The organism is Microbispora rosea, from assembly GCF_900156315.1.
Classification (GTDB): domain Bacteria; phylum Actinomycetota; class Actinomycetes; order Streptosporangiales; family Streptosporangiaceae; genus Microbispora; species Microbispora rosea.
The window spans coordinates 1-23,587 of sequence record NZ_FTNI01000010.1; the positions used below are offsets into that span (position 1 = coordinate 1).

The 23,587-nt window shown below is 67.6% G+C and carries 26 protein-coding genes and 4 pseudogenes; 15 read left to right on the plus strand and 15 right to left on the minus strand.

What is annotated here, in order from left to right; genetic code table 11:
• From BXA11_RS15875 to BXA11_RS15885, 3 genes and pseudogenes are all read right to left on the minus strand, one after another.
• Positions 1-263: transposase (locus tag BXA11_RS15875; protein ID WP_159454786.1), on the minus strand; the 263-nt coding region annotated here is incomplete at its 3' end.
• Positions 264-293: 30 nt separating this feature from the next.
• Positions 294-590, minus strand: a pseudogene (locus tag BXA11_RS15880) (PIN domain-containing protein); the annotation flags it as partial.
• Positions 591-685: 95 nt separating this feature from the next.
• Positions 686-865: a hypothetical protein gene (locus BXA11_RS15885; RefSeq protein ID WP_076435238.1), complete on the minus strand. Its 180-nt coding sequence runs from the start codon at positions 863-865 to the stop codon at positions 686-688.
• Positions 866-1,189: 324 nt separating this feature from the next.
• Between BXA11_RS15885 and BXA11_RS43145 the strand changes: the two genes are divergently transcribed.
• The 5 genes and pseudogenes from BXA11_RS43145 (at position 1,190) to BXA11_RS15900 (ending at position 4,191) form a co-directional block, all read left to right on the plus strand.
• Positions 1,190-1,336, plus strand: coding sequence for a hypothetical protein (locus BXA11_RS43145; protein ID WP_159454787.1), 147 nt, complete (start codon positions 1,190-1,192; stop codon positions 1,334-1,336).
• 213 nt (positions 1,337-1,549) lie between these two features.
• Positions 1,550-2,626: a TRM11 family SAM-dependent methyltransferase gene (locus BXA11_RS15890; RefSeq protein WP_076435240.1), complete on the plus strand. Its 1,077-nt coding sequence runs from the start codon at positions 1,550-1,552 to the stop codon at positions 2,624-2,626.
• A gap of 524 nt (positions 2,627-3,150) precedes the next feature.
• Positions 3,151-3,249, plus strand: a pseudogene (locus BXA11_RS44565) (peptide-methionine (S)-S-oxide reductase MsrA); the annotation flags it as partial.
• Positions 3,250-3,550: 301 nt separating this feature from the next.
• Positions 3,551-3,757 (plus strand): CopG family transcriptional regulator, encoded by a 207-nt coding sequence (locus BXA11_RS15895; RefSeq protein ID WP_231513793.1) that lies wholly within the window; start codon positions 3,551-3,553, stop codon positions 3,755-3,757.
• Entirely contained in the window at positions 3,754-4,191 is a 438-nt protein-coding gene (locus BXA11_RS15900; protein ID WP_143734303.1) for a type II toxin-antitoxin system VapC family toxin, read from the plus strand. The genes BXA11_RS15895 and BXA11_RS15900 overlap by 4 nt, the downstream gene beginning before the upstream one ends.
• Before the next feature lie 130 nt (positions 4,192-4,321).
• Here BXA11_RS15900 and BXA11_RS15905 read toward each other — a convergent pair whose 3' ends face one another.
• The 4 genes from BXA11_RS15905 to BXA11_RS15920 all read right to left on the minus strand — a co-directional run bounded on the left by BXA11_RS15905 (position 4,322) and on the right by BXA11_RS15920 (position 7,174).
• On the minus strand, positions 4,322-5,143 hold the full coding sequence (locus BXA11_RS15905; RefSeq protein ID WP_076435242.1) for a 5'-nucleotidase C-terminal domain-containing protein: 822 nt from the start codon (positions 5,141-5,143) through the stop codon (positions 4,322-4,324).
• Between the two features lie 354 nt (positions 5,144-5,497).
• The gene (locus BXA11_RS45745; RefSeq protein WP_083744280.1) at positions 5,498-5,833 is read right to left on the minus strand and encodes a recombinase family protein; all 336 of its coding nucleotides are present in this window, start codon (positions 5,831-5,833) and stop codon (positions 5,498-5,500) included.
• A gap of 35 nt (positions 5,834-5,868) precedes the next feature.
• The gene (locus BXA11_RS15915) at positions 5,869-6,222 is read right to left on the minus strand and encodes a DUF4240 domain-containing protein (RefSeq protein WP_076435246.1); all 354 of its coding nucleotides are present in this window, start codon (positions 6,220-6,222) and stop codon (positions 5,869-5,871) included.
• Positions 6,223-6,661: 439 nt separating this feature from the next.
• Positions 6,662-7,174 carry a MarR family winged helix-turn-helix transcriptional regulator gene (locus tag BXA11_RS15920; protein WP_083744281.1) on the minus strand — a complete coding sequence of 171 codons (513 nt, stop codon included), beginning with the start codon at positions 7,172-7,174 and terminating at the stop codon, positions 6,662-6,664.
• Between the two features lie 88 nt (positions 7,175-7,262).
• On the opposite strand from BXA11_RS15920, the gene BXA11_RS15925 reads away from it, so the two are divergent.
• On the plus strand, positions 7,263-8,447 hold the full coding sequence (locus tag BXA11_RS15925) for an FAD-dependent oxidoreductase (RefSeq protein ID WP_076435250.1): 1,185 nt from the start codon (positions 7,263-7,265) through the stop codon (positions 8,445-8,447).
• A 511-nt stretch (positions 8,448-8,958) separates the two neighbouring features.
• Here the strand turns inward: BXA11_RS15925 and BXA11_RS15930 are convergent.
• On the minus strand, positions 8,959-9,381 hold the full coding sequence (locus tag BXA11_RS15930; RefSeq protein WP_239104877.1) for a LysR family transcriptional regulator: 423 nt from the start codon (positions 9,379-9,381) through the stop codon (positions 8,959-8,961).
• 123 nt (positions 9,382-9,504) lie between these two features.
• Between BXA11_RS15930 and def the strand changes: the two genes are divergently transcribed.
• The 3 genes from def (at position 9,505) to BXA11_RS15945 (ending at position 12,079) form a co-directional block, all read left to right on the plus strand.
• A complete protein-coding gene (gene def / locus BXA11_RS15935; RefSeq protein ID WP_076435255.1) occupies positions 9,505-10,053 on the plus strand; it encodes a peptide deformylase in 549 nt (182 codons plus the stop codon).
• Between the two features lie 20 nt (positions 10,054-10,073).
• Positions 10,074-11,042 carry an NADP-dependent oxidoreductase gene (locus BXA11_RS15940; RefSeq protein ID WP_076435593.1) on the plus strand — a complete coding sequence of 323 codons (969 nt, stop codon included), beginning with the start codon at positions 10,074-10,076 and terminating at the stop codon, positions 11,040-11,042.
• 467 nt (positions 11,043-11,509) lie between these two features.
• Positions 11,510-12,079: a hypothetical protein gene (locus BXA11_RS15945; RefSeq protein ID WP_143734305.1), complete on the plus strand. Its 570-nt coding sequence runs from the start codon at positions 11,510-11,512 to the stop codon at positions 12,077-12,079.
• Here the strand turns inward: BXA11_RS15945 and BXA11_RS15950 are convergent.
• Positions 12,076-13,026: a helix-turn-helix domain-containing protein gene (locus BXA11_RS15950; RefSeq protein ID WP_076435259.1), complete on the minus strand. Its 951-nt coding sequence runs from the start codon at positions 13,024-13,026 to the stop codon at positions 12,076-12,078. The two genes, BXA11_RS15945 and BXA11_RS15950, sit on opposite strands and share 4 nt — an antisense overlap.
• Before the next feature lie 745 nt (positions 13,027-13,771).
• Entirely contained in the window at positions 13,772-14,077 is a 306-nt protein-coding gene (locus tag BXA11_RS15960; RefSeq protein ID WP_076435264.1) for a hypothetical protein, read from the minus strand.
• A gap of 1,542 nt (positions 14,078-15,619) precedes the next feature.
• Between BXA11_RS15960 and BXA11_RS15970 the strand changes: the two genes are divergently transcribed.
• Entirely contained in the window at positions 15,620-17,692 is a 2,073-nt protein-coding gene (locus BXA11_RS15970) for a WD40 repeat domain-containing protein (protein WP_159454788.1), read from the plus strand.
• 330 nt (positions 17,693-18,022) lie between these two features.
• Positions 18,023-18,154: pseudogene (locus tag BXA11_RS45750) on the plus strand (peptide-methionine (S)-S-oxide reductase MsrA); the annotation flags it as partial.
• 29 nt (positions 18,155-18,183) lie between these two features.
• Here BXA11_RS45750 and BXA11_RS15980 read toward each other — a convergent pair.
• Complete coding sequence (locus tag BXA11_RS15980) at positions 18,184-18,435, minus strand: GntR family transcriptional regulator (protein WP_076435272.1); 252 nt, start codon at positions 18,433-18,435, stop codon at positions 18,184-18,186.
• Between the two features lie 85 nt (positions 18,436-18,520).
• Here BXA11_RS15980 and BXA11_RS15985 point away from each other — a divergent pair, with 85 nt between their 5' ends.
• The 4 genes and pseudogenes from BXA11_RS15985 to BXA11_RS16000 form a co-directional block, all read left to right on the plus strand.
• Positions 18,521-18,739 carry a hypothetical protein gene (locus tag BXA11_RS15985; RefSeq protein WP_076435274.1) on the plus strand — a complete coding sequence of 73 codons (219 nt, stop codon included), beginning with the start codon at positions 18,521-18,523 and terminating at the stop codon, positions 18,737-18,739.
• Positions 18,736-19,068, plus strand: coding sequence for a hypothetical protein (locus tag BXA11_RS15990; protein ID WP_076435276.1), 333 nt, complete (start codon positions 18,736-18,738; stop codon positions 19,066-19,068). Before BXA11_RS15985 ends, BXA11_RS15990 begins: the two co-directional genes overlap by 4 nt.
• A gap of 205 nt (positions 19,069-19,273) precedes the next feature.
• A complete protein-coding gene (locus BXA11_RS45755) occupies positions 19,274-19,603 on the plus strand; it encodes a tyrosine-type recombinase/integrase (RefSeq protein WP_204053511.1) in 330 nt (109 codons plus the stop codon).
• 365 nt (positions 19,604-19,968) lie between these two features.
• Positions 19,969-20,279, plus strand: a pseudogene (locus BXA11_RS16000) (transposase family protein); the annotation flags it as partial.
• A gap of 11 nt (positions 20,280-20,290) precedes the next feature.
• Here BXA11_RS16000 and BXA11_RS16005 read toward each other — a convergent pair.
• Genes BXA11_RS16005 through BXA11_RS43150 form a run of 4 tightly spaced genes read right to left on the minus strand, consistent with a single transcriptional unit; the run spans position 20,291 to position 23,536 of the window.
• Positions 20,291-21,481, minus strand: a complete 1,191-nt coding sequence (locus BXA11_RS16005) for an ABC transporter permease (RefSeq protein ID WP_076435278.1) — start codon at positions 21,479-21,481, stop codon at positions 20,291-20,293.
• On the minus strand, positions 21,478-22,134 hold the full coding sequence (locus tag BXA11_RS42140) for an ABC transporter ATP-binding protein (RefSeq protein ID WP_076435280.1): 657 nt from the start codon (positions 22,132-22,134) through the stop codon (positions 21,478-21,480). Before BXA11_RS42140 ends, BXA11_RS16005 begins: the two co-directional genes overlap by 4 nt.
• Complete coding sequence (locus BXA11_RS16015) at positions 22,131-23,117, minus strand: peptidoglycan-binding protein (RefSeq protein ID WP_159454789.1); 987 nt, start codon at positions 23,115-23,117, stop codon at positions 22,131-22,133. The genes BXA11_RS42140 and BXA11_RS16015 overlap by 4 nt, the downstream gene beginning before the upstream one ends.
• A complete protein-coding gene (locus tag BXA11_RS43150) occupies positions 23,114-23,536 on the minus strand; it encodes a hypothetical protein (protein WP_159454790.1) in 423 nt (140 codons plus the stop codon). The genes BXA11_RS16015 and BXA11_RS43150 overlap by 4 nt, the downstream gene beginning before the upstream one ends.
• Between the last annotated feature and the right edge of the window lie 51 nt (positions 23,537-23,587).

A 23,587-nucleotide genomic window follows, 5' to 3' on the forward strand; every position in this document is an offset into this window, starting at 1 on the left:
TGCTGCTTGACCAGCTCGGCCTTCTCCCGCCGCAGCCGCTCCAGTTCCTCGCTCTCGGACTCCTTCAGCGTCCCGCCTCCGCCGCCGTTGCCGCCGGCCTGCCCGCCGGCGTGCCGGTCCATCTGCACCCAGTTGTGCAGCGTGTACTCGTTGATACCAAGGTCTCGCGCGACGTGCGAGACGGGTTTGCCGGTCTCCTTAACGATCCGCACCGCACCGGCCCGGAACTCCGGATCAAACCGCCGTCTCGTGGTAGCTCCCACGACCAAACCTCTCCCGGTTCGGTCTCCACGCTACGAGGGGAAGCTCACGACGAGATAGTCCCGCTGATCCAGCGTGGCGACTTCGCGAAGGTCGAAGCGTTCGGCCAGGGCTATCACAAAGGCGTCGACGGCCTGAAGTCGGAGCGAGGCGTACGCCGAGAGCAGCTCGGACATCCGCCGGTAGTCGTGAGGTGTCACCTCGATCACGCGAAGCTCGTCGTCGGCGATGGCGGCGCAGAACTCGGCTGCGAGAGTGGGGCTGCCGCGACGGACTGGGTCGGAGAGCAGGTGACAGATCTCTGTCACCGCGAGCGACGGTACGACGAGTTTGGTCCAGTTCTGCGCGAGAAACCGGAATCAGCGAACGTGGTCCTTGTCGGCCCTGTTGAACGCCGCGACGAGGGGTCCCGTGTCGCAGAGGATCACGCGGTGATCGCTCCGTCGGACTCCTCATGGTGAGGATAGGTGAGGTACCGGTCATGGTGGACGCCGAGGTCTGCCGGCCCTTGTAGCGCGCCGACGAGCGCGGCGAGATGCCGTGGAAGCGCGGGCGTGTCGAGGGGTTCCTCGATGTCGGCCCAGCCTTCGTTGTCCAAGTCCATGCTGCCAAGTGTAGGCGCCGACCTGCCCGTAGCCAGTGAGAAGTCACAGAGCGCGGTGAGGGAAGAACTCGTTGCCTGTGGTGAAATCGCTACAGACCAGGTTCGCCCCGGACGACCGCGGCTTCGGCGTCTCGCTGGGCCGGAGTGCGGGGACGGCGGGCCGGAGTGCGGTGTCCGAGTCGACCTCGACACCGGGAGCAGCCGCCTGCGCGACACGGCGGTGACCGTGGTCACGCCCGGGGCGGCGCCTACGGCCCCGGCACCCCACGGGAGGGCTCCGACTTCCAGACGCCCTACCTGCGGACTTAATTCCAGGATCTCGGGGTGGCCGAGGAGAACCTGCACGTCGTGCAGGCCGAGATGACCCGTGCCGGGGATGTCCCTGCGCTGGCCCGCTTCCGGAAGCTGGGCGACAGGTCGCTCGCCGAAGCGTGCACCGCGGTGAACGCGCTGGCCGGGAGGGGACGTTGATCGGACGCTCCCGCGGCCCCTAGGATTGCGGCCGTGACGTTCACGTTCTTCTTCCACCTCCGCTAGCCGCCGTCGGCGAAGCGAGGACCTGCCCGTCGCCGACGAGGCGGGACGGCGGTGTGCCGTCCCGGGCCGACGCGGAAGAAGAACGGTCACGATGCGCGTACGCGCTGTCACTCTCACCGCTCCGCGTCCCAGCGCTCCCTCCGTCCCATGACGGCGGCGAGCCTGGTGGCGCGGTGCGTCCACGGGCTTGAGCCGACGGTCGCCGCAGAGGTACTGCGGCGCGGGCTCGGCGTCATCACTCACATCGGGCATCGCGAGGTGCACTTCCGGGTGGCGCGGTCGCCCGCGCCGCCCGGCCTCATAGGGGACCTGCGCACGGCGGACGACGTGTTCCTGCTGGCCGCGCAGGGTTCCGACGTCGGCGTGTCGCGGAAGGGAGCCGCCGCGCTCGCGGGCCTCGCGGGCGCCGCCGACCTCGCCGTCCTGGCACGGCTGCGCCGCCACCACGGCGGCCTGGGCGCGATCACCGGCGTTGAGGTGTCAGCGTCGTTCCTCGGCAGGCGCAACTTCACGAGGTACGACGTGGAGGACGCGGTCGGGCATGCCCTGGCTGCCCGTCTGGGGGTCGGTTACCACTCACGGCGCGGCGGCGGCGCGCCGCCCCCGGGTCACAGCGGCTGGCGTGTCACTCTCGACGGTGAGCGGGCCACGCTGCTGCTGCGGATCGCCGAGCGCCCCCTGCATCGGCGAGCGTACAAGCGGCGGTCCGTCCCGGGGACACTGCACCCCCCGGTCGCCGCCGCCATGGTGGCCATGGCAGGCATTGAACCCGGCGACACGGTCCTAGATCCCTGCTGCGGCGCCGGGACCCTGCTGATCGAAGCTGTGCGGCAGCGGCCGGGCATCCGCGCCCACGGGTTCGACCTGGCCTGGCAGGCGGTGACGGCCGCGCGGGAGAACGCCGCGGGGCTGCCCGTCGCCGTCACCTGGGCCGACGCCGGCCGCCTGCCGGTGCCGGACGACGTCGCCGACCGCGTGCTGGCCAACCCGCCCTGGGGCGGGCAGGTCGCCCCGGGCGGTCTGCTGGCGGTGTCCGCCGGACGCTGGTGGGCGGAGCTGCGCCGGGTGCTCGCGCCCGGCGGGACCGCCGTGGTCCTGCTTCCCGGCATCAGCGAGCTGCCGCTCGGCATCAGTCAGGGCCTCACGCCGGTGCACCTGCAACGCGTACGGGTCGCCGGGGCGGAGTCGTTCCTCGTCCGGTGGACGGCGCCCCGGCTGGGGTGAGCAGGGCCCTCCGCCGGGAGTGGATGCTTGTCTACTCCCGGCGGAGGGGCCGGCGGCGGGCCCACCCATGCCCGGGGCGGTGACGATGAGGCCGTCCTCACGCAGCTCTTGGCGGTCACCTTGCGTGTGGTCACGCGGGCGACGCCGAACTCGCTTTCCACCTGGACCTCGGAGATGAGGTAGGAGGGCGGACACTCCCAGGACCTTGGCTATCGCGATGCCTGAGGTCACAAGCGGAGGCCGCGTCCGGTACGTCGCAGGGTTCGTGCCGCCGGCAAGGGGCGTCCCAAGGTGGTGCAGCTAGGCCAGATCATCGAACGCCTGGGCGCGCTGGCCGACCACATCCGCGTCGACCAACCGCCTCCTCGGGAGCCGGTGCCGGATTGGCTCGCGGATCGCTTGATTCACACCGTCGGCATGTCTGGAGGACGTCGCCGCCCTCGACTTGCAGCAGGCGGTCGACCTCTGGGCTGACTTCCGCTCCAGCCCTCGCTAGCCGCGAATTATTGCCCGAAGAGAACTACTACCACCAGCAATACCTTTTCAAGGTGCCCAACGGCTACTGCGGGTTGGGAGGGACCGGGGTTTCCTGTCCTGTGGGCATCGCGCCCGTTGGCGAGTGAACAAGGCGGTCTGAGCGGGCGCGAGGAACGTAGGCGTAGGCCGCCCGGGCGCCGGGCGGTCTCGGCCGACAGCGTCTTCAATCTGTTGTCGGGTGTGCTGCCGGCCACCTCGCGACCCTACCGGGTGCGCCTGCTGCCGTTCTCCTACCGGTTCTCAGCCCTCGCCGGCTGGCCCGCCGCAGGAGGTCGCTCGTGTTGGCCGACCTCGTTTACGCGGGTAGTTACACCTGGCGACGCCTGGGCAATGCGATCCTACCATTGGTAGGATTGGCGTATGGGTGAGCCATTGAGGACTGACAAGATGAGCATCACCGTGCCTGCGGACGTCGCCGCCGAACTGCGGGCCCGGGCCGGACAGGGCAACGTCTCTGCGTACGTCACACATGCGCTGGTCCGTCAACTGGAGCATGACCGACTGGGGGATCTGGTGGCAGATCTTCGAGAGATCCATGGTCCGGTGACCGATGAGGAGTTGGCGGCGGCGCGGGCAGAGTGGCCGAGCGCGTGAAGCAGCGGAAGCGGATAAGCCCGCGCGAGCACGGCTCCCTCGTCCTCGACAACGAGGGTCTTTCGCGGGCGGCGACCGACAGGGCGATGTACGTCCGGCTTCATGCCGCGCACCTGGATGGACGGCGTGTCCTCACGTCCGCCGCCATTCTGGCCGAAGCGCTGATAGGCACCCCTCGTGACGCCGGGGTATATCGCGTTCTCAGTGGTGTGGTGGTCGAACCGGTCACTCGCGAGATCGGGGAACAGGCCGGCAAGCTGATCGGGACGGCGGGAACGCCCACTGATCAAGCTGTCGACTCCATGGTCGCGGCTACGGCATTGGCTCAAGAGGGTCCCATCGTGATCGTCACATCCGACGTGCCGCACCTGACCGCCCTCACCGCAGGTCACGAGCGGATACAGGTCGTTCACGTCGACAAGATCAGCCGATAGCACCGTCACGTCAAGGCCGCCTGCGTGAGCTTGCGTACCTGGCGAGGTCACATCCGCAGTGACCGGCTCAGGTCCACTGATCGCCGGGCGGAACGGATTTCACCCGGCGATCAGCTCGTTCACGTGATGCTCATCGGACGGTGACCCGGTCGCCGGCTGGTGCGCTGACCGGTGAGTTCTTCACCAGATAGGTGGCCAGGGCCCCTCTGTCGTCCGGGCCACCGCGATAGACGTTGGTGACTCCGGGCCATCTGGGGAAACCTTCGTAGCCGCCTACCAGGATGTAGTTGGCCGCGATTCTGATGACCTGGTCGTCGGTCACGGGAACGCCGTTCAACGTCATCTCGGTGACAGCGCCGCCCTCCAATGTGTAGCGGAGCGAGGACGACGGCGTGAGCACCCAGCCCTGCGCATTCGGGTGGGCGAGGACGGACTTCAGCGCGGCGCCGGTGATCGCCCACACGTCCACCGCGAACCCGGCCGGAAGCGTCGCGAACACCTCCTCGTAGGTGACCGGGCCCGCGTCGAGGTCCAAGTGGAATCCGTACCTGCTGACCAGGGCGGCCTCTGCACCCGACCGGGCCTGAACCGCGTCGAGGTTGGCATCGGCGACCAGTTCGGCCAACGGGCCGCCGCTGGGTGTCCGAACGATGGGCTCGGAAGTCTCGCCGAAGGTGTCGTCTGCGTCGGCCATGCCGCACTCGAAGTAGTAAAGCGTATTGGACTTGAGACCGTCGGGCTGCCTGAGCTCGATTTGGACTGACGTCTGACCTGGTGTCGGTGTCTCGGGGTCCCATTCCCAGTCGAGCGTCGCGAGCAGGGCTGTAAAGCTGCCGTTGTGCTCGATGGGGGATTTGAGGCTCTTCCATTGCTCGGTGCCGACGATGCGGTATTGGATGAGTTGCAGGCCCGGAGGGAGTCCTTCGAAGGTCCCGTAGACCTTGAAGGTCAACGGGCACTTCGTCGCAGTGGTTCGCTCGAATGAGAGGGTGAGTTTCTGCACCGGATTTTCGGCCGATGCGAGTGGGGCGGAAGCCGTACCGGAAAAGGATCGCTCGGGTGCGGCTTGCGCGGCGGGAACGAAAGCACTGGACGCCAGGACCGCGACGCCCGCCAGCCCTCCGATCCGACGCCCAGCCCTACTGGGTAATCCCACAGTCTTCCCATCTGTCGATGACGACAAGGACGAGCAGAGGCTAGCCACGCCGACCGACAATTCCGCGCGCCGAATGAGTGGAACGTTCACGAGAGAAACCGGCCGTGGCTCCCGACGTTCCGACCAACCCCATCGCACCGTTCCTGTACGTCACCAGGACAAGCAGAAGCGGCGGTGTCTCGTAGGACGACCAGCAAGGTTTGGGCGCCCCGGCCGTGCGTAGCGGTAGGGGCGGGCATCCCACCGCCGGCGACCTTGCCCTCCTCGGCGTTCTGGCATCGCTGGGCGCTTTTGTCGTTCGGCCTTGTGTTCGGCCTCGTGGCGGGCTGCGGCCCCCAGCGTGCGTGCGATCAGTCGCCCGGTCGGCGTGGCCAGGTCGATTTCCCCGGTGACCGTGGCGAGTTCGATGCCGCGCTGGTCGGTCTGGTCGATGACGTCTTCCAGTTCGCGTGGGGATCGTGTCAGCCTGTCCACGTGCGCGATCAGTAGTGGCGGGGAGTACGGAGGTCAGTCAGGGCTGTTCAGGTAGCGGGCCAGCCGGGGGAGTCTACGGGCGACCTCCCCTTCATCGGCGATATCCCAGTCCTGCTCGCCGAATTCGGCCGCCAGAAGCGGAAACCACTCCGGACTCCTCGAGCTTGGACGGCGGCGTAGAGATCGTCCACATTCTCGCCGGTGACCTGCTTATAGGCGTCCAGCGCCACGTAGGCAAGGAGTTCGAAGGCCGGGTACTCCTCATCCGACCACGGGAAGCCGCGGCGTCGTTCGGCAATCCAGCGTCGCTTCAGGTCGAGGAGGTGTACGACCTGCGGCAGTCCCATGACGCGATCCGGGCAATCGGCGACTTGGTCGTACGCCTCTCGGCCCAAGCTCATGAGCCAATAGACGAAACTGGCCGATCACGTTCGCGTCGAGCAACCGCCCCCCAGGGAGCCGGTGCCGGATTGGCTCGCGGATCGTTTGATCTACACCGTCGGTATGTCTCGCGAAGACGTCGCCGCTCTCGACTTGCAGCAGGCGGTCGATCTTTGGGCTGACTTCCGCTCCAGGCGAGGCTAGCTGCGAATTATTACCCGAAGAGAACCGCTACCACCAGCAATACCTTTTCAAGGTGCCGAACGGCTACTGCGGCCTCGGCGGCACCAGTGTCTCCTGCCCCGTCGGCCTGACCACTGGCGAACGCGTAGACCTGCCGTAACTGACTGATCCTGGCCCTCGGCCGCCCGGGCGACCGAGGGCCACACGTTATGCGTCAGAGATCTATGGCCTACCACCGGCGCCTGATCTAAGCAGGGCCGTGATGTCGTTCAGGTCTCACATTCGTTCACGCTTCTCAGCGGCAGCCCTGCGCGTGGCATGCGCCTTGCCGTTCCTGCGCAGCAGGGCGGCCTGATCGAGAGCGACGTCCCTGGCCGTGCCGGCGAAGTCGGCGATAAATCGGAGCTGGTCGACGGTGCAGGCGGCCAGCCGTTCCTGGAGAAAGGCGGCCATGGGCCGGTAGAGCTCGGCGAGCTCGGCGAGCCTGTCGGGTAGCTGGCTGATGATTACGCGTCGGCGGTCGCCGGGGTCGTGCTCGCGCCGGATCAGCCGCTGCTCCTGCATCCGGTCGAGCATCTTCGTGACGGCGCCGGTGGTCATCCCCATGCACTCGGCGAGCTGCGTGGGTGTCACGGCCTGGCCCGAGCTCACCAGGTTCAGGCAGTGCAGGTCGTTGACGGGCACGCCGAGCTGGTCGGCCACGGCGTTCTGGAACAGCGTCGTCGCACTAACGAACTGCGGGATCTCCGCAAAGGCGGCGGCCTCCAACTCTCCTCGCCCTGTTGACATCTGATGCTCCCCAAGTTAGCTTCCCAAAGAAGTAATCTTCTCTAGGAAGCTACTTCCTCAAGTGTAGATTTCGCCTGAAGGGTAGACCATGAAGGCTTTGATCATCGGCGGCGGCATCGCCGGGCCGGTGGCGGCCATGGCGCTGCAGAAGGTCGGCATCGACTCAACTCTCTACGAGGCCCATCCCATCGGCGCGCACGGCGTTGGCACCACGATGGGCCTGTCCACCAACGGGCTGGCAGCGCTCCAGATTCTGGACGCGCACCGCGCCATTGCCGACGCAGGGTTCCCCTGCCCCCGAGGCGTGATGTGGCTCGGCGACGGTCGGCGGCTCGGCGAGGACGTCCCGACCCCGCTGCCGGACGGTACGACGGCCATCCAGCTCCTGCGCGCCGACCTGTACGCCGCACTGCACGAGCACGCTGCTACCAGGGGTGTGCGCACCGAGTACGGCAGGCGTCTCGTCGAGGTCGACCACCACGGAGACCAAGTCGTCGCGCGCTTCGCTGACGGCGGCGAGGCAGTAGGCGATGTACTGATCGGCGCCGACGGCATGCGTTCAGCGACCAGGCGATTCGTCGCTCCCGGCGCGCCCCGCCCCCGCTACTGCGGCATCTTCGGCACCAACGGGTTCGCGCACGGTCTCAACCTGGACACCGAACCCGGCACCTTCCATATGGTGTTCGGCAGGCGAGCGTTCTTCGGCTACGTGCAGCGCGAGGACGGCTGCGTGTGGTGGTTCGTCAACGTCCCCGCCACCAGGGAGCCCGCGCCCGCCGAGCTCGCGGCGATCCCTTCCGAACAGTGGCGGCACCGGCTGCATGAGCTCCTTGCGGTCGACGCCTCCCCCGCTGCCCGGATCATCCAGGCCACGCCGCCCGGCTACGACTGGTTCGTTTCCCATCAGATGAAGGCGCCCAGGACCTGGCACCGGGGCCGGGCCGTACTGATCGGCGACGCTGCCCACGTCACCTCCCCCAGTTCAGGGCAGGGCGCCGCAATGGCCATAGAGGACGCTATCGAGCTTGCCCGCTGCCTGCGCGATCTGCCGCTGGCCCAAGCCCTCCCGGCCTACCAGCGGCTACGGGAAGGACGCCTCCGCAAGGTGCACGCCGGCGCACGGCAGGTCAACCGGAGCAAGTCCGCCACCGGCCTGGCTCGCGTGCTCCGCGACGCGATGTTTCCGGTGCTCATGAAGCGGTTCGGCAGCCCCGAAGCCTTGGCCTGGTTGTACGACCACCGCATCGACTTCGACAGCACGGTCACCTCGTGAACGGGATGACCTGACAATTACAAGAGTGGCCACATATGGCTCGCAAGCACCGGCAGCACCACAGCGCGGGGGCGATTCGCGAGTTCCTGCAGCCGCGCCCACTCGCCTTCGCGTCAACAAGCTGGACTAGATCGGAGCTCGACAGTTCGAGGGACCCCTCGGCGGGGGCCGATCAACTTTCGCGAGCTCATGGTCGGGCCCAAGCACCTGACGAATTAGCTACGTGCCTCTGCCGCATGAGTTACTGCCTGAAGTGAATAGCTACCACCAGCGATAGTTGTTCAAGGTGCCCAACGGCTACTGCGTCCTCGGCGGCACCGGTGTGAGCTGTCCCGTCGGCCTGACCGCCGGCGAGGCGTGACCTCTGGACGCCCACCGGCCCTCGATCGCCGGCTTCGTCCGGACCCGATCGAAGGCCGGAGTCGTTCCTGTAGGGCGCCCGGGTGTCTGTCCCTGGAGTCTGTGGGCTGCGGATGCCGGTAATGGGGCGGACCTTCCGGCACGTGCATCACTATCGAGCGGTCGCGCTGTGGACGAACGTGTCCCACTGGGCGTGGGAGAAATACAGTTCGGGCCGGTGTGGGTCGTTGACATCGCGCATCCGGTAGCGCTGCTCGGCCTCGTCGTGAGCTTCGGCGCCGACCGGTGTGATCTCGACGATGAGGGATCGGGTGCATCGGCGTGGGGATTCGCGCGCCTGTCGCAGGGCCGTACTCAGCCGCTCGTAGGCGGGGCGGACCTCGGCCAGAAGCCCCTCACCCGCCGTCGTCAGATGCACGCGGCGGCTGGTCCGTGCGAACAAGGGCGCGCCTGCCCGCCGTTCCAACGCACGGATGAGATGACTGACCCGCGAGGTCGACAGGTGCAGGCGCTGCGCGGCACGGCCGAAGTGCAGTTCCTCGGCCACGGCCAGAAAGGCCTCGATCTCGCGCATGTCCACCGGTCACACCATAGTCGCCATCGTGTTGTCCTCCATCACGTCCGTGCTGTAAATGGGCATTGACCTGCTGATTCTCCCGGTCTGAGACTGTCTGACGGTGTCAGCGGAGGAGGGAAGATGCCGATCCGGCCGGTGCGATATTTCGGTGATCCGGTGTTGCGCACTCCTGCGGAGGAGGTGGTGACTTTCGATCGTGAACTGCGCCGCCTGGCGGAGGACCTCACGGACACCTTGCGTGACGAGCGTGGGTCAGGGCTTGCGGCTCCGCAACTCGGCGTGTCGCTTCGGGTCTTCGTGTTCGACGTCGGCGGCGTTCGCGGGCATCTGGTCAATCCCGGGCTGAGCTTCCCTGACGACGAGGAGCAGGACGGTCCAGAAGGATGCCTGTCCATGCCGGGTCTGTACTACGACACTCGCAGGCGGCTGAACGCAGTAGCGCGTGGACGCGACGTGCACGGTCGGCCGATCCAGGTCGTCGGCACTGCCGAGCTGGCCCGCTGCCTGCAGCATGAGAGCGATCATCTCGACGGGGTGTTGTTCATCGACCGGTTGGACCCTCGCACACGCCGCATCGCCCTGCGTGAAATTCGGAACGCGCCGTGGAACACCGACGGGAAAGCCCAGGTGAAGGTCAGCCCGCATCCCATGTTCGGCCGTTACCGGTGACCCTGATCCAGGAGTGTGACATGTCCCAGCCCGAGATGGCGGCCGTCGTGATCGACGCCTTTGGTGGTCCGGAGGTTCTGCGCCTGACCCGGTCGCCCAGGCCCCAGCCCGGGCCGGGGGAGGTGCAGATCAAGGTGCACGCAGTGGGGGTGAATCCTGCCGACTGGAAGACCCGCCAGGGCCACGTGGGCGCTCTCATCTCCCAGTTTCCCGCTGTGCTGGGCTGGGACGTCGCCGGTACGGTGAGCGGGGCCGGCCCTGGAGTCCACGCCTTCGCCGTTGGCGACCGTGTCTTCGGCCTGCCGGCTTTTCCGCAGCCCGCGAACACCTACGCCGAGTACGTGACGGCCCATGTGAACGAGTTGGCCGCCCTGCCTGACGGCGTCACCTTCCCGGTGGCCGCGGGTGCGCCGCTGGCCGCCCTCACCGCGTGGCAGGCGCTGTTCGAGGCCGCGAAACTACGAGGGGGGCAGCGGGTGCTCGTCAACGCCGCCGCCGGTGGGGTGGGACACATCGCCGTGCAGCTCGCCCGCGGGGCCGGTGCCGAGGTCCTCGCCATCGCGTCCCCCCGCAACCGTTCCTTCGTCGAGGGACTCGGGGCCACGCAGGTCCTGGATTACTCGCGGGAGCTCGCCGTACAGGTCGGAGGCCCGGTCGACGTCGTGATCGATGCCCATGGGGAGGCCGAGGACGAACTGGCTGAGCTCCTGCGGCCGGGGGGAACCTTCGTGTCCATCGTCTCGCCTGATCTGGAGAGGTTTCGGGCGCGCGGATTGATCGCATACATCGTGTTCGTCCACCCGGAGGGACGGCAGCTCGATCGAGTCGCCGAGTTGCTCGGACGCGGGGATTTGTTGATCAACATCGACAGGACGTTTCCGCTTGACCAGGCAGCCGACGCACACGCTTACGCCGAGCGCGGGCACACCCGTGGCAAGGTCGTCCTGGAAGTCCTCACCGAAGACGGCAACCCCGATTCTGCCGCCTGAGCCGAATCGCCACCACCAGCGATACCTCTTCAGGTGCCGAACGGCTACTGCGGCACCGGCGTCGCGTGTCCCGTCGGCCTCACCAGCGGCGAGGCGTAACCCTTCGAACCGATGGTCCGTGATCGCGGGCCATCAAAGTTTCAGAACGGGCTCACGTGGTCCATGAGCTCGTCGGCGGCGGCCCGGACAGCCGGATTCCCGGCACCTGATCGCCGAGATGGTCGAGCGGATGCCGGACGCCGTCCTCGTCATCATCGCGGCCGGCCACAACGTACGTGCCGGTTTCTCGGCGCCGTCAACGACTTCCTCGCCGCTCGCGTTGCGGGCCGGGCCTTTGTTCGGACCGGCACTTGAGTCTCAAGTAACCGGAGACTCCAGGATCGATGCCGTGGGCGGCGCGTGCTCGTTTCCGCCGTCCGCGACCCATCAATCCGACTCCGGGAGAGCACATTCCAATGCCGCGATACATGACGCCGTCCGCTGAGGATGGCAAGCGCCTCATCAACGACTTCATCGACGAGACATTCGGTGATCTGGACGCCAACCCGGACTTCGTCGCCATGCTGCGTACGGTGGTGCCTGAGATGCCCGCCGATCCCAGCCCTGAGCAGCTGGGCGCCTGGGCGGAGCTGTCCGCGCTGGTCCGCGATGCCGACTTCAAGGCCAGGGTCCGCAGGATGGCCGAGCATCAGGCGGCCGAGAGGGCGGCCGGGGATCAGACCGGCCTGCATCACGAGGTGACCGAGCTGGTCCGGGAACGGGTGCGGCAGGCGCAGGCGGACGGGGTCGAGCCGGGTTCGCCGGAGGCGCGAATGATGCTGGTCGAGCTGATCGCCGGATACACCGCGACATTCGGCCATCTCGACAGTGCCGAGTACCGCAGGAAGCTGCTGACTCGGCTGGAGATCGCCAATGATCCCCGTACGGAGCGGTACTTTGCCCTGCTGTCCACGATCAACGGCTGGCCGGTGCCGCCGAGCCTGGCGCCGGCGTTCGACTGGTTCACTCAGGCGCTCCGGCACCATCCCGCTCCCTAGAGGTCGGGTACGCGGGGGTCGAGTGCGGCGAGGAGCCAGCGGGCCGCAGGGACCGGATCGGGTTTCGGGGGCGTACCGTTGATCACGGCCAGCAGTCGCCAGTATCGGGAGACGCGAGGGTCGGCCCCGATGCGGATCCGCTCGGCGAGCCAGAGCCGGAACCCGGCGTCGTCAGACCGCCGATGGGCCTGGGCGAAGACGGCGACCAGCTCGTTCACGATGGGCCGGGCCAGGGCGGAGACCGGCGGAATCCCGTCCGCCAGGGCGCGGCCGACGAGGTCCAGCGCGGCCTGCTCGGCCCGCGCCCAGCTCTCGTGGTCGCCGTGATCGGCGCCGGAGCAGCGGTCTCTCGCGTGCCGCTCGAACGCCTCGCGTACGCTCTCCCGGAAGTGGGGGTCGCCGACCAGGTGCGCCAGCTCCAGCCACGCGTCGAGCTGCTCGACCGATGGGTCGTCGGGCAGGTCGGGCAGCATCGAGCGCAGGTGCGCGGCGAACGCGGGCTCCATGTCGAGCCCGCGCGTCGCTTCGGCCACAAGATCGGCCACCAGCTGCCGGCGCTGCTCCGCCGGTAGCCGGGCGAGCCGGTTCGCGCGGGCGATTCCGGCCGTGCCGGTGTGGCGGGTGGTGACGTAGCGCAACACCGCCTGGCGTACCCGCAAGGTCTGGATCTGGTCCTCCATAGCCGCGATCTGCCCATCGGCGATCTCGGCCAGAGTCTGCGCGTCGGCGAGCACCCGTGTGATCGTCGCGATCTCGACGCCGAGATCTCGCAGTGTACGGACGAGTTCCAGCCGGTCCAGGGCGTCGTGATCGTAGAGCCGGTAGCCGCCGGCCGACCGACCAGCTGGAGGTACCAGCCCTTCGTCGGAGTAGTACCGGACCGTCGGCACCGGCACCCCGGCGAGCCGCGCCACCTGGCCGATCGTGTAGAGCCCGTCGTCCTTCACACGTCCAGCCTGGCTTATCGGCCGCCCTTTCGGTGTGCCTGTGGGGGAGCACGACCGGTGATGCCGTTAAGAGGTGGGAGGAACTCTGAGCCTTTTTCACCCTGAGTAGCGGTCGTCTTCGAAGGCTTGTATGACGAGGACGGCCTGCACGATCGGAGTGGCTCGGTGAGGGCAGTAGCGGAGCTCTCATGGACTGGAAGAAGCGAGTGCAGGAGCTGGAAGACGATTAGCCACCGGCTTGAGCGACGCCGGTCTCGAAGGGCTTGAGCTCGCTGAGTATCCATGGCGTGAGTCGGAGTGCTTCGAAAGAGACACGCGATGCCGACCGAGGGACTGACGGGCTTCGCTGGAGGCCTTGGCCGGGGCCCGGCACCGTGATCGGTGCCGGGCCCTTCTGCGCTGGTGGGGACGACGAGAGCGCCTGCGCTGTCGTCAGTTCGCCTGCTCCACGTAGTGCTGGTGCTCCCGCGCTTCCACTTCGGCGACCTTGTGCCGGACGTGCTTGCCCAACTTCATAAAGCGGGGGCCACCGCCGCGACTGTTCCACGCGTAGACGACTTGTGCGCCGCTTGCAGCGAGAGGAGGTGACATGGCCGGGATGACTCGCAGGGTGCAAATGACCATGGTGCTGAGCCTGGGGCTCAGTCTGGGGCTCAGTCTGGGTGGATCTAGCGTTTTGGGCTTGCTGGCGCTGGGCTCCACGATGGCGGGCAGCCACGGCGGGGGCCGATCCGCTGAACCTTGATCAGTCGACGCATATCGCCTCGTGGATGGACCGGTAGACCCATGTGCCGCCACCCGGAGAAATAAAGGTCGGATACGTGTTGTAGCTCCCGGGGGTGCAGTCGTGGCCGACCGCGAGGACGGCCTGCCGGGCCCGCTGTTCGGCCGCCGCGTACCCGGCCGCTGCGGTGTTGCCCGCTCCCATAGCGGTGGCGTTGCGGGGAGTGTCATAGCCGTCGGCGTGCGCGGCCACGGGCGAGGTGGCCAGGCCGACCGCCACCACCGCTGAGACGAGGCCGAGCCGGCGGGGCCAAGTGACTTTTTGCATGCTTCTCCTTACGCGGGACGGGCAGGTCATCGATCAACATTGATTTAGCCCGGATCGATATAGTGCGGTATTGACCAATTGGCCACAAGAATCTGGCGACCGTTGTCCTCATGACGGAGCACATGGCTAATACGGCAGCCGCAATTTGCAGGGTGAGCTGGGACGATACGCCCCCCTCCGATCAATTTTGTGACGGAATACGGCACAACGAGAGCGGCCACTCATAATCATCGGTGTGAAAATTACAAGATTGAGCGGCTGCTGCCCTCATCCGAGGCAGCGCGGGTGCAGGGGAACCTCGAGAAACTGATGAGCGCCCTGGCGTCGGAGTTCGTCAGGGTCGAGCCCCGGTTGCAAGCCGCGCTGATCGGCTCGCGGGCAGTGGATCCCCGCCCAGCCGATCAGCGACCCTGTCAAGGCGATCATCACCGGCGGCGCAATGTGGAGGGGATCCAGTGACGCCCGTAGGGGGTCTTCACATCCCGATGCTCGCAGTCCTTGCAGACGCCGGCCAGTTCTTCGCCGTCGGTGTGTCTCGCGGGCACGTCACTGCCCTCGACTCGCAGCAGGCGGTCGACCTCTGGGCTGACTTCCCCACCAGGCGCGCTAGCCGGAGGCGCCGAACGGCTACTGCGGCATCGGCGGCACCAGCGTCAAGCTAGGTGACCCCTCCGAGTGGATCGACTACCAGACGGGCCTGACGGACTCGGAGAAGTACGCGCGGCAGTGGGGAGACTCTCGCGCGGACTCAAGGCGGTGCCGGGGACACCTGCCTTTTCGGCCTCATCGCCGGTGAGGTGTGACCTGACTTGACACGTAGCCTGGCCCAGGATCGTCCCACGACGGTCTTCGCACGGATCCATCGCATGCGCCCGGGCACACGAACACCGGCACGAACTCCTTGACGCACGCGACATGACCTGACCGCTCGGCGGTGCCGGATGGTCGCACGTCGGCGAACCTGACGTCGGATCATCGAGAACGGAGTCGTCGTGGCCGGCAGGGAGTACGAGATCGACTGCGTCATCTGCGCCTCCGGTTTCGATGTCGGCACCGAGTACACGCGACGGGTCGGCTACGACATGACCGATCATGACGGTGTCAAGCTCTCCGAGTACCGGGCCGAGGGTATGCGCACCCTGCATGGCACCCACATGCACGGGTTCCCGGATGCCTTCATCGTGCAGCCGATACGGGGCGCGAATCTCATCTCCGAATCAGAGCGTGGCGGCATCGGAACGTCCTCCGGTGATGCTCGGGCCGGAATGCTGCGAGGAGGGGCGCTGAGCATGAAGCCTGAGATGGTCCCGCGTTTTCTGGAGAGCCGCTTGACGGTTGGTTCACGCTGCGAACTGCCGGCTCAGGCGCTCGTCGTGGACTTGCCGCGAGATTCGATACCGAAGTTCGGAGGGACGATGCCGAGAATCGTATCCGGACTCGATGTGCAGGGCCCGGGTGTCCTTCCGGCGGATCACGTCGGGGCGACACTGCCGGCGGGGGATGCGGTTTATGCTCGGGAGCGATTCGGCGACAGGGGTTCGGATGTTCTTTCGACGGCTGCCACCCCTCCTCGCCGTGCTGGTTCTGGCCGGGTTCGTGCCGCTGGCCTCGGCCGGGTCGACCGTCGTGAGATGGCCCCGGGCGGCCGCCACCTGCCAGGAGACGTCACCCGGTGGCGTTCCCGCCTCGTTCGCGGCGCCCGTCGCGATGGACATGGGCGGTCACTCCGACGTGACCTCGGTGGCCGTGGGTGAGCTGGACGGCCGGCCCGTCGCGATCAGCGCGGGTGCCGAGCACACCATCCGGATCTGGGACAGGGCCACTCTGAAACCGATCGGCGATCCGATCCCCGGCGACGGCCCGGTGGCGTACGGCACCGTCGACGGCAGACCCGTCATCCTCGGCCGAAGCCATGGGGCGCTCCAGAGGTGGGACGCGACCACTCGGCTGCCCGTCGGCGGACCGCTCCCCGCCGGGCGGTTCCGTGCCGTCGCGTTCGGCGAGCTCGACGGCAGGCCGATCGCCGCCGCGGCGGGCACCGACGGCGCCCACGTGTTCGATCTGGCGACCGGCCGCCGGATTGGTCCGCCCATCGGCACCGGTATCTTCGGCGCCGTCGCGCTGACCCGCGTCCACGGCGTCCTGCTCGTGCTGACCGGAGAGAGCGACGTTGTGATCGCCTGGGATCCGGTGTCCGGAAAACCCGTCGGGAAACCGCTCACTCTTCAGAGCGAGTTCATCCAGAGCATAAACACGATCACGACGACCACGATCGGCGGCCGTCCGGTGGCCCTGATCCCCACGGCCGATCTCGGGGTGATCCGCTGGGATCTGGTCACGCGTGAGGCGACCTACCACTCGCTGGAGGGGAGGTTCGGCCCTTCGTCGCTCGCCGTGCTGAACGGCCGGACAGTGTTCGTCTCGGTCGACGCCGACGGGAGCATCGCCACCGACCCTTACGGATCGAGGCTCCGAAGCTCGATCGCGGTCATCGATCCGGTAACCGGTGAGAGGGTGTCGTCCTTCGAGATTCCGGGGCACGTCACGTCGCTGGCGGTCGGTGATCTCGGCGACCGTCCCGTGATCGTGACCGGCGGGCGCGACAACGCCGTCCGCGCCTACGATCTCGCCACCGGCCGGGAATCCGCTCCTCCCGCCACCGGGGGGCCCAACGGTGACATCTACGGCGTGAACGGCGAGCTGCGCGGCAGGCCGATCGTGGTGGCCCAAGGGAACGGAGACCACAGATCCCCCGGCGTGTGGGATCTCGGCAGCGGCAGGCCGCTGGACGCGCCGGTCAGGCTGCCCGGGCGCATCACCTCGTTCACGACCGGCGACTACGGCGGACGAGGGGTTCTGGTCGCGGGGATCGCTTTCGGAGACTCCTCGATCCGGATATTCGATCTTGCCAGTCGCATGCCGATCGGCGAACCCCTCATCGGCTATGACGGCTTCGTCAACGAGGTCGCGCTGACCGAAGCCGATCGCCGGGCGCTTGTGGTCGGAGCGGTCGACGAGGACGGCGCGGCCGGTGACTCTTCTTCTCGGGGCGCGGTACGCATCTGGGACTTTCCTTCGGGAGTGCTGCTGCACGATCTCGCCGTCGGAAACGGCCCAGTCGGACAGCTGGCCCTCATCAGCCTCGCCGGCCGGCCGGTCGCGGTGACCTTCAGCGCCACCCGCGCCCGGCTCTGGGACGTCGGCGCGGGAAAACGGATGGCATCGTTCCGCATCGCGAAGACCGAGCACTCGGCCCGGGTGGAGATCGCCTTGTTCGACTGCACGACGGTCGCGATCGTGGCCACAGGCAGGACCGTGGAACTCTACGACCTCGCCACGGGCAAGCAGGTCGAGCGTCCGTTGCTCGGCCACTCCAGGCAGGTGAACAGCATCGCCTCCGGGCGGGTCGCTGGTGTCCCGATCGCGGTCACCTACTCGCCACAGGACAGGAGCATGCGGGTCTGGGACCTCACGACCAGCCGGCAGGTCGGGACGCTTCAGCGTCCTTCCCGCTACATCGGCTCTCTCTCGATGAGCTACCTCGACGGCCGCGCCGTGCTTGTCGGCGGCGGTCGTGAAGCGCTGTGGACCTGGGATCTGGGGCCTGCCGCGTAATACAGGAAGACCGTCCCATGATCATCGGAGCGTCGTCGATGCCGTAACGAGCGCCACGTCCTACCGGTCGGCGCGGCGTCCACGCCACCGGCCGAGACACTCGCGTGGACGCCGGTTTCGCCGCTGCCCTCTTCGTGCGGGCCGCCTCGCCAGAGCGGCTCGTGGAACAACCGCTTCTCAGGGAGCCGGTGCCGGATTGGCTTGCGGATCGCTTGATCTTCACCGTGGGTATGTCTCGCGAGGACGTGGCCGCCCTTGACTTGCAGCAGGCGGTCGACCTCTGGGCTGAGTTCCGCTCTAGCCCACGCTAGCCGCGAATTTCTTCCTGAGGCGCAGCGCTACCACCAGCAATACCTTTTCAAGGCGCCGAACGGCTACTGCGGCATCGGCGGCACCGGTGTCAACGCAGGTGACCCTTCGGCCTGGTGCCCGACTGGGCTGACGGCCTCTTCGGAGGAGTAGTCGGGATTGCTGAGACCTCCGGGCGGTGGCTATGCCTGCTCGGAGGTCTCGTTCTTGTCCTGGGCCACGAAGGAGCCCATGCCCGGGGTGGTGACGATGAGGCCGTCGTCGCGGAGCTTTGCGGTCACCTTGCGGATGGTCACGCGGGCGACGCCGAACTCGCCTTCCATCTGGACCTCTGAGATGAGGTAGCGGGGCGGGTACTCGCCCGACTCGATGCGTGCGCGTACGACCTCGTAGATCTGCACCCACTTGGGTCGCGTCGGGTCGTAGTCGATCACTCGGCAACTGTAGGTAGTAGCTCCAGGAGAGGCATAGAAGCTCATAGCTATAGACAGGTATATTTAGGCTCTGTAACCTGCGGGCATGACGGAGCTTGAGGAACTGGTAGCGGGCTTCCCCGGCTGGTCGATCTGGCGCAGCCAAGCGGATGACAGGCCGGGAGACTGGTACGCGACGCGGCGAGGCCATCGGCTTACCCAGGCCGAGCTCGTGGCCGGCGCTTGCATGACGGTCGCCGCTGAAACTCTGAATGAGCTGCGGCGCGCGCTGGACGAACAGACGGGCCGGTCGGCGGCGCAATGACGGCGGTGCAGGGAGGGCCGCGTCGGCTGGCCCGCGATCTGGTGGAGGCCCCAGAATGGGACTGCCAGGGCATCGCGATCCATCCAGGCATCGCGCTACAGAGCCGGAAACGGTTGGAGTGGCAGAACCAGCCTCGTGGGCTTTACCGAGTCATCGACCACACCTGCTGCTGCCAGGCAGTTGTCTACGAGCTGATCCGTGTCGGCGGCATCTACCAGGTCCACAAGGTCATCCAGTCTGACCCGCCCGAGCACACATACACCGGCGGCTGGAGAGGCGACGAAGCCCGCTATTGGTGGATGCGAATTCTGACGGGCTCAGCCCGTTGATCCCTGACTTCTGTCTCAAGGGAATCCCTCGCGTGGGACTGCGTCGACCTCGGGGGCGAGTAACTGTGGATCTCCCGACAGCTCACGCGGGTGGGCGGCCAACTCCTCCACAGGGAAACGACCAAGACGGAGGACTCGACGGCTTCCCTTCCGCTGCTCGGGCTGTGCGTCACAGCGCTACGGCACCGCCGGCGGGTTCAGGACGATGCCCGCAAGGAGGCGGTGGAGAGGTGGAAGGACTCCGACCTCGTCTTCACCACGAAGTACGGCACGGCCCATCGAGCCGCGCAACTTCAACCGGGCCTTTGAAGCCCAGTGCCGTAAGGCCGGTGTCCCCCGTATTCGCGTACACGACACCCGGCACACGTGCGCGTCGCTCTTGGCCGCGCTGGACGTTCACCCTCGGGTCGCGATGCGCATCCTGCGGCAAATCTCGATGACCATGGACGTCTACACGCAGATTCCCAGCCCTGAGACCCGCAAAGCGCTCGACCGCCTCAATGCCAGCCTCGACATTGAGGAACGCGAGATGTAGCCGCATGCACCCAACTTCACCTACAAGGCCCTTCGGGATACCCCTGAAGGGCCTCAGCCTGCCCGAAGTTCCTTCTCCCTCTGGCTGACCTTCAGCTCTCGTCCCTGTTTCTCGGCGGCGGCTCGCTGGCAATCGATCCTTCCACGTTCGCGACGGATCTCGAACTCTCGGTCGTCCTGCTTGCCTGTATCCCGTTTGACGGGCCCGGTCGTCGATTCCAAGACTTCCCCATGCCCGTCGTGGTGAAGAGAGCGCAGGTTGGTGACGAGGAGTTGTCAGGCGGTTGTATCTCGCCAGTGAGCCGATTCGAGCCGCCCGGTCATCGACCCTCGTGCAAAATCTCCATCGCTTGAAGCACGTCCGCCGCCGCCCGAGCCGTCGGCCTGATCGACGCCCTAACCGCCGGCGGCGTGACGACCTTCGCGGACAAGGGCTACCAAGGGGCAGGGGACACCATCCGGTCAAGCGCCACCGGCACCAGCCGCGGCTGTCACGGGGGCAAAAGGACGTCAACCGAGCCCACGCGCGTATCCGAGGCGTCGGCGAACGCGCCGTTTCGACCCTGAAGATGTGGAAGGTCCTGGTGAAGCTGCGCTATTGCCCGCGCCGCGCCACCGCGATCGTGCAGGCCATCCTCGTCCTGCCCGCCATTGAAGCCAACCGCTACCCAGGATGAAAAGGGTTCGTTCATCCCGTCGCCAAGGCTTCGGTCGGAGTGAGGGCGGCGGCGCGGCGGGCCGGGTAGAGGCCGGAGACGATCCCGACCAGTACGGCCGCGGTGACACCGAGGGTGATGACCTGGGCGGGGAGCGCGAGAGGCCAGCCTTGGGCGAAAGCAAAGAGCAGACTCGCGGCCAGGCCGACGATGGTCCCCGTGACGCCCCCGCACAGGGACAGGACCACCGCTTCGACCACGAATTGCAGACGGATCTGCCCTCGCGTCGCCCCGAGGGAGCGGCGCAGGCCGATCTCCTGGCGGCGTTCCAGCACCGAGATGACCATGACGTTGGCTATGCCGATGCCGCCGACGAGGAGGGCGACCGCGCCGAGTCCGAGGAAAAGGCCGTTGAACGCGGCGCGCGCGGCCAGTTCCGCGGTGAGAGCGTCGGACGGGCGGCTGACCTGAACTTGGTCGGGATGCTCCGGGTTGGCGGTCGCGGCGAGTACCTTTGCGATCGTGGTGACGCGGTCAGCGGTCGACCGTTCGTACACGATGGTGGGGTGGCCGTCGAAGCCGAGTTCCTTTTCCGCGTACGGCCAGCCGACGAGCGCGGTGGCGTCGAGGTCGGGGGCGAGTGGAAGCGGGTCCAGTATGCCGATGACCGTCATCCACCGGCCTGCGACGAAGATCTGCCGTCCGGGCCGGTCGATGCCGAACCGGTCGGCGGCATACGTGCCGAGGACGACGGCCGGGTAGCGGGCGGTGGCGGCGTTGAGGAACGTGCCCGACCTGACGGTGCCCTTCAGCGTCGCGAGGAGGTCGAGCCTCGCGGCGGCGACTCCGACACCGTTTGTGACCGCCGAGTCGATCAAGTTGGTACGGCGGGCGGTCGCCCCGTTCATGTACGCGATGGCGGTGGCTCCGACGACACCAGGGACGTGGGAGACGCGGGCGACCGATTCGAGCGGCAGCGATGCCTGACCGCCGAGGATTGAATGGCCTGGTGCCACGGTCAGCACGTTCGTCCCGACACGGGCGAGTTGCTCCTGCAGTCCGGCGCTGCTGACCGCGCTGATTCCCAGTACGGAGATCATCGACGCGATCCCGATGGCCACTCCGAGGGCCGACAGCACGGCCCTGCCCCGGCGTGCCCGCAGCCCGGCCAGCCCGACGGCGGCCAGGTCCCATGCGCTCAGCCGGGCCGGTGCGGGAATCACTGGAGCCTCCCGTCCAAGAGGTCCACGCGGCGTGGGACGGCCTCGGCGAGGTCGGTGTTGTGGGTGATGACCACGACGGTGGTGCCCTCCTCGTGCAGTTTCCACAGGATGTCGAAGATGCCCGCGCCGGCGGCCGTGTCGAGGTTGCCGGTGGGCTCGTCGGCGAGCAGCACCACCGGTCGGGCGACCAGGGCGCGGGCGATGGCGACCCGCTGGCGTTCGCCGCCCGACAGCTCGTGGGGGCGATGGGTGAGCCGATTGCCGAGCCCGACGCGTTCGAGCGCCTCGCGTGCGGCCGCGGCCCGGCGGCGGGCGGGGACGCCCAGGTAGAGCAGGCGGGTGGCCACGTTGTCCACCGCCGTGAGGTGGGGGGTGAGGAAGAACTGCTGGAAGACGAACCCGATCCAGTGCGCCCGTACCGCCGACAGCCGCCGGTCGGACAGAGTGGCCATGTCATGGCCCAGCAGCCTGACGCGGCCCTCGCTCGGCCGGTCGAGCGTCCCCATGAGGTGCAGCATGGTCGACTTGCCCGACCCGGACGGCCCGCAGATGGCCACCAGCTCCCCTTGGCCGATCGTCAGCGTGACGTCGCGCAGGGCCTGCAGCCCGCCCGGGTACGTCTTGGACGCGCGCTCCAGCTCGATCACGCTCACGGTTTGGGCACCTCGACCCGTGTTCCCTCGGCCACCCCGGTGACCTCGACGAGCCCGCCTGCGAATAGTCCGAGCTCGACCGGGACAAGCTTTCCCGCCACCTGGACCGCGAACGTGCCGTCCGCCTGCCCGAGCAGGGCCTCGATGGGTACGGCGAGCACGCCCTTGTGAACGGTGCCGGCGAACCCGACGGTGACAGGTGCTGCGACAAGACGTCCCGGGGCCTTCGGGTGGTCGAGGGTGATCGTGACGGCGATGGTGGCCGTCTCGGTGCCCTGCCCCATCTGGCCGGTGGAGGCCGCCTTCGCGACGGTGCCGATGGTGGTGACGTGCCCGGTCGTGGTCTTTCCGCCGGGGAGCGTGATGGTGACCGTTCCGCCTTTGACCGCGAGTTGCTGCTGGTCGACGGGAATGTCGACGACGACTTGGCGGGTCGTGTCGGTGACGGTGAGCAGCGGCCCCGATGCGGGTCCGCCGAGCCGTGCGGTACGGGAGGCGACCCTGATCGGGCCGGGTTCGACGACAGCCTCGGACGGGGTGAGCGTGCCGGTCTGGGGCCGGCCGAGGTGGCGCTGCCAAGCCTTGACGGCCTTCGCCGTCGCCCAGGTGAACCGGTCATCCACGACCAGCGAATAGCCCAAGGCGGCAAGATTTCGTTCGACCACCCGCACATCCGGACCCCGCACTCCAACCGACAGCGTTCGCCACAGCGGGGTCTGCCCGTAAATGAGCGGGACGGGGTGCCCGTCGGCCGCGTAGACCCGCTGGCCGCGTCTGATGATCCGGCCATCCGTGGGCAGCCACGTCACGGTCCCCAAGCCGCCGACCAGGGTTCTGCTGGCGGCGTATCCGAGGGTGCCGTCCACGTTGGTCCTGCTGACCAGGTCCGTACGGACGACGGGTGCCGTGGGAAACGACGGAGCGGCCGCCTGCGTCGGAGTGCACGCGGTCACTACGAGGGCCGTGGCGACCAGCCATCTCACTGGCCCGCCTCTTTCTCGCAGGCGGCCGTGATCGCGTCGAGGTCCTTGCCGGGCGGGGGTGAGCCGACCCTGATCCCCGGGTCGGCGGCCGTCGGGTCGGACGCGTCGACGCCGTTCCTGCGCAGGCAGGCGGCCGACTTGCGCATCCTTTCGAGGTCCTCCGCGGTGGGCGGGCGCTCCTGTGGACGGTATTTCTTGCAGGTCGTCAACGCGGCTTCGAGCTTGTCCTTGGGCACACCACGGCCGTCGAGATTGAAGGAGTCCTCGCCCGGTGGCGGGTCGGCGACGTTGATTCCCTGCTGGCGGAGGCACTGGGCGTACTTGACGAGCTGGTCGTGCCTGTTGTCATCGGCGCCGAGGCCCGGGATGACGCCACATCCCGCGACCAGGAACGCCAGGGCGAAAATGAATCTCTTCATGCGGGAAACCATCGCGGAGGAGACGTTTCGCGGCCGTCTCCGCGTTCGTTA

What these genes read in the sequence shown, in the direction of transcription:
- BXA11_RS15990 (WP_076435276.1), top strand. Translation starts at nt 18,736, where the DNA reads ATGACGGCGGTGCAGGGAGGGCCGCGTCGGCTGGCCCGCGATCTGGTG.
- BXA11_RS15895 (WP_231513793.1), top strand. Translation starts at nt 3,551, where the DNA reads ATGAGCATCACCGTGCCTGCGGACGTCGCCGCCGAACTGCGGGCCCGG.
- BXA11_RS15915 (WP_076435246.1), bottom strand. Translation starts at nt 6,222, where the DNA reads ATGAGCTTGGGCCGAGAGGCGTACGACCAAGTCGCCGATTGCCCGGAT.
- BXA11_RS15945 (WP_143734305.1), top strand. Translation starts at nt 11,510, where the DNA reads ATGACGCCGTCCGCTGAGGATGGCAAGCGCCTCATCAACGACTTCATC.
- BXA11_RS15985 (WP_076435274.1), top strand. Translation starts at nt 18,521, where the DNA reads ATGACGGAGCTTGAGGAACTGGTAGCGGGCTTCCCCGGCTGGTCGATC.
- BXA11_RS15885 (WP_076435238.1), bottom strand. Translation starts at nt 865, where the DNA reads ATGGACTTGGACAACGAAGGCTGGGCCGACATCGAGGAACCCCTCGAC.
- BXA11_RS15930 (WP_239104877.1), bottom strand. Translation starts at nt 9,381, where the DNA reads ATGCGCGAGATCGAGGCCTTTCTGGCCGTGGCCGAGGAACTGCACTTC.
- BXA11_RS15970 (WP_159454788.1), top strand. Translation starts at nt 15,620, where the DNA reads ATGTTCTTTCGACGGCTGCCACCCCTCCTCGCCGTGCTGGTTCTGGCC.
- BXA11_RS45755 (WP_204053511.1), top strand. Translation starts at nt 19,274, where the DNA reads ATGCCCGCAAGGAGGCGGTGGAGAGGTGGAAGGACTCCGACCTCGTCT.
- BXA11_RS43150 (WP_159454790.1), bottom strand. Translation starts at nt 23,536, where the DNA reads ATGAAGAGATTCATTTTCGCCCTGGCGTTCCTGGTCGCGGGATGTGGC.
- def (WP_076435255.1), top strand. Translation starts at nt 9,505, where the DNA reads ATGCCGATCCGGCCGGTGCGATATTTCGGTGATCCGGTGTTGCGCACT.
- BXA11_RS15920 (WP_083744281.1), bottom strand. Translation starts at nt 7,174, where the DNA reads ATGTCAACAGGGCGAGGAGAGTTGGAGGCCGCCGCCTTTGCGGAGATC.
- BXA11_RS15890 (WP_076435240.1), top strand. Translation starts at nt 1,550, where the DNA reads ATGACGGCGGCGAGCCTGGTGGCGCGGTGCGTCCACGGGCTTGAGCCG.
- BXA11_RS15925 (WP_076435250.1), top strand. Translation starts at nt 7,263, where the DNA reads ATGAAGGCTTTGATCATCGGCGGCGGCATCGCCGGGCCGGTGGCGGCC.
- BXA11_RS15940 (WP_076435593.1), top strand. Translation starts at nt 10,074, where the DNA reads ATGTCCCAGCCCGAGATGGCGGCCGTCGTGATCGACGCCTTTGGTGGT.
- BXA11_RS15960 (WP_076435264.1), bottom strand. Translation starts at nt 14,077, where the DNA reads ATGCAAAAAGTCACTTGGCCCCGCCGGCTCGGCCTCGTCTCAGCGGTG.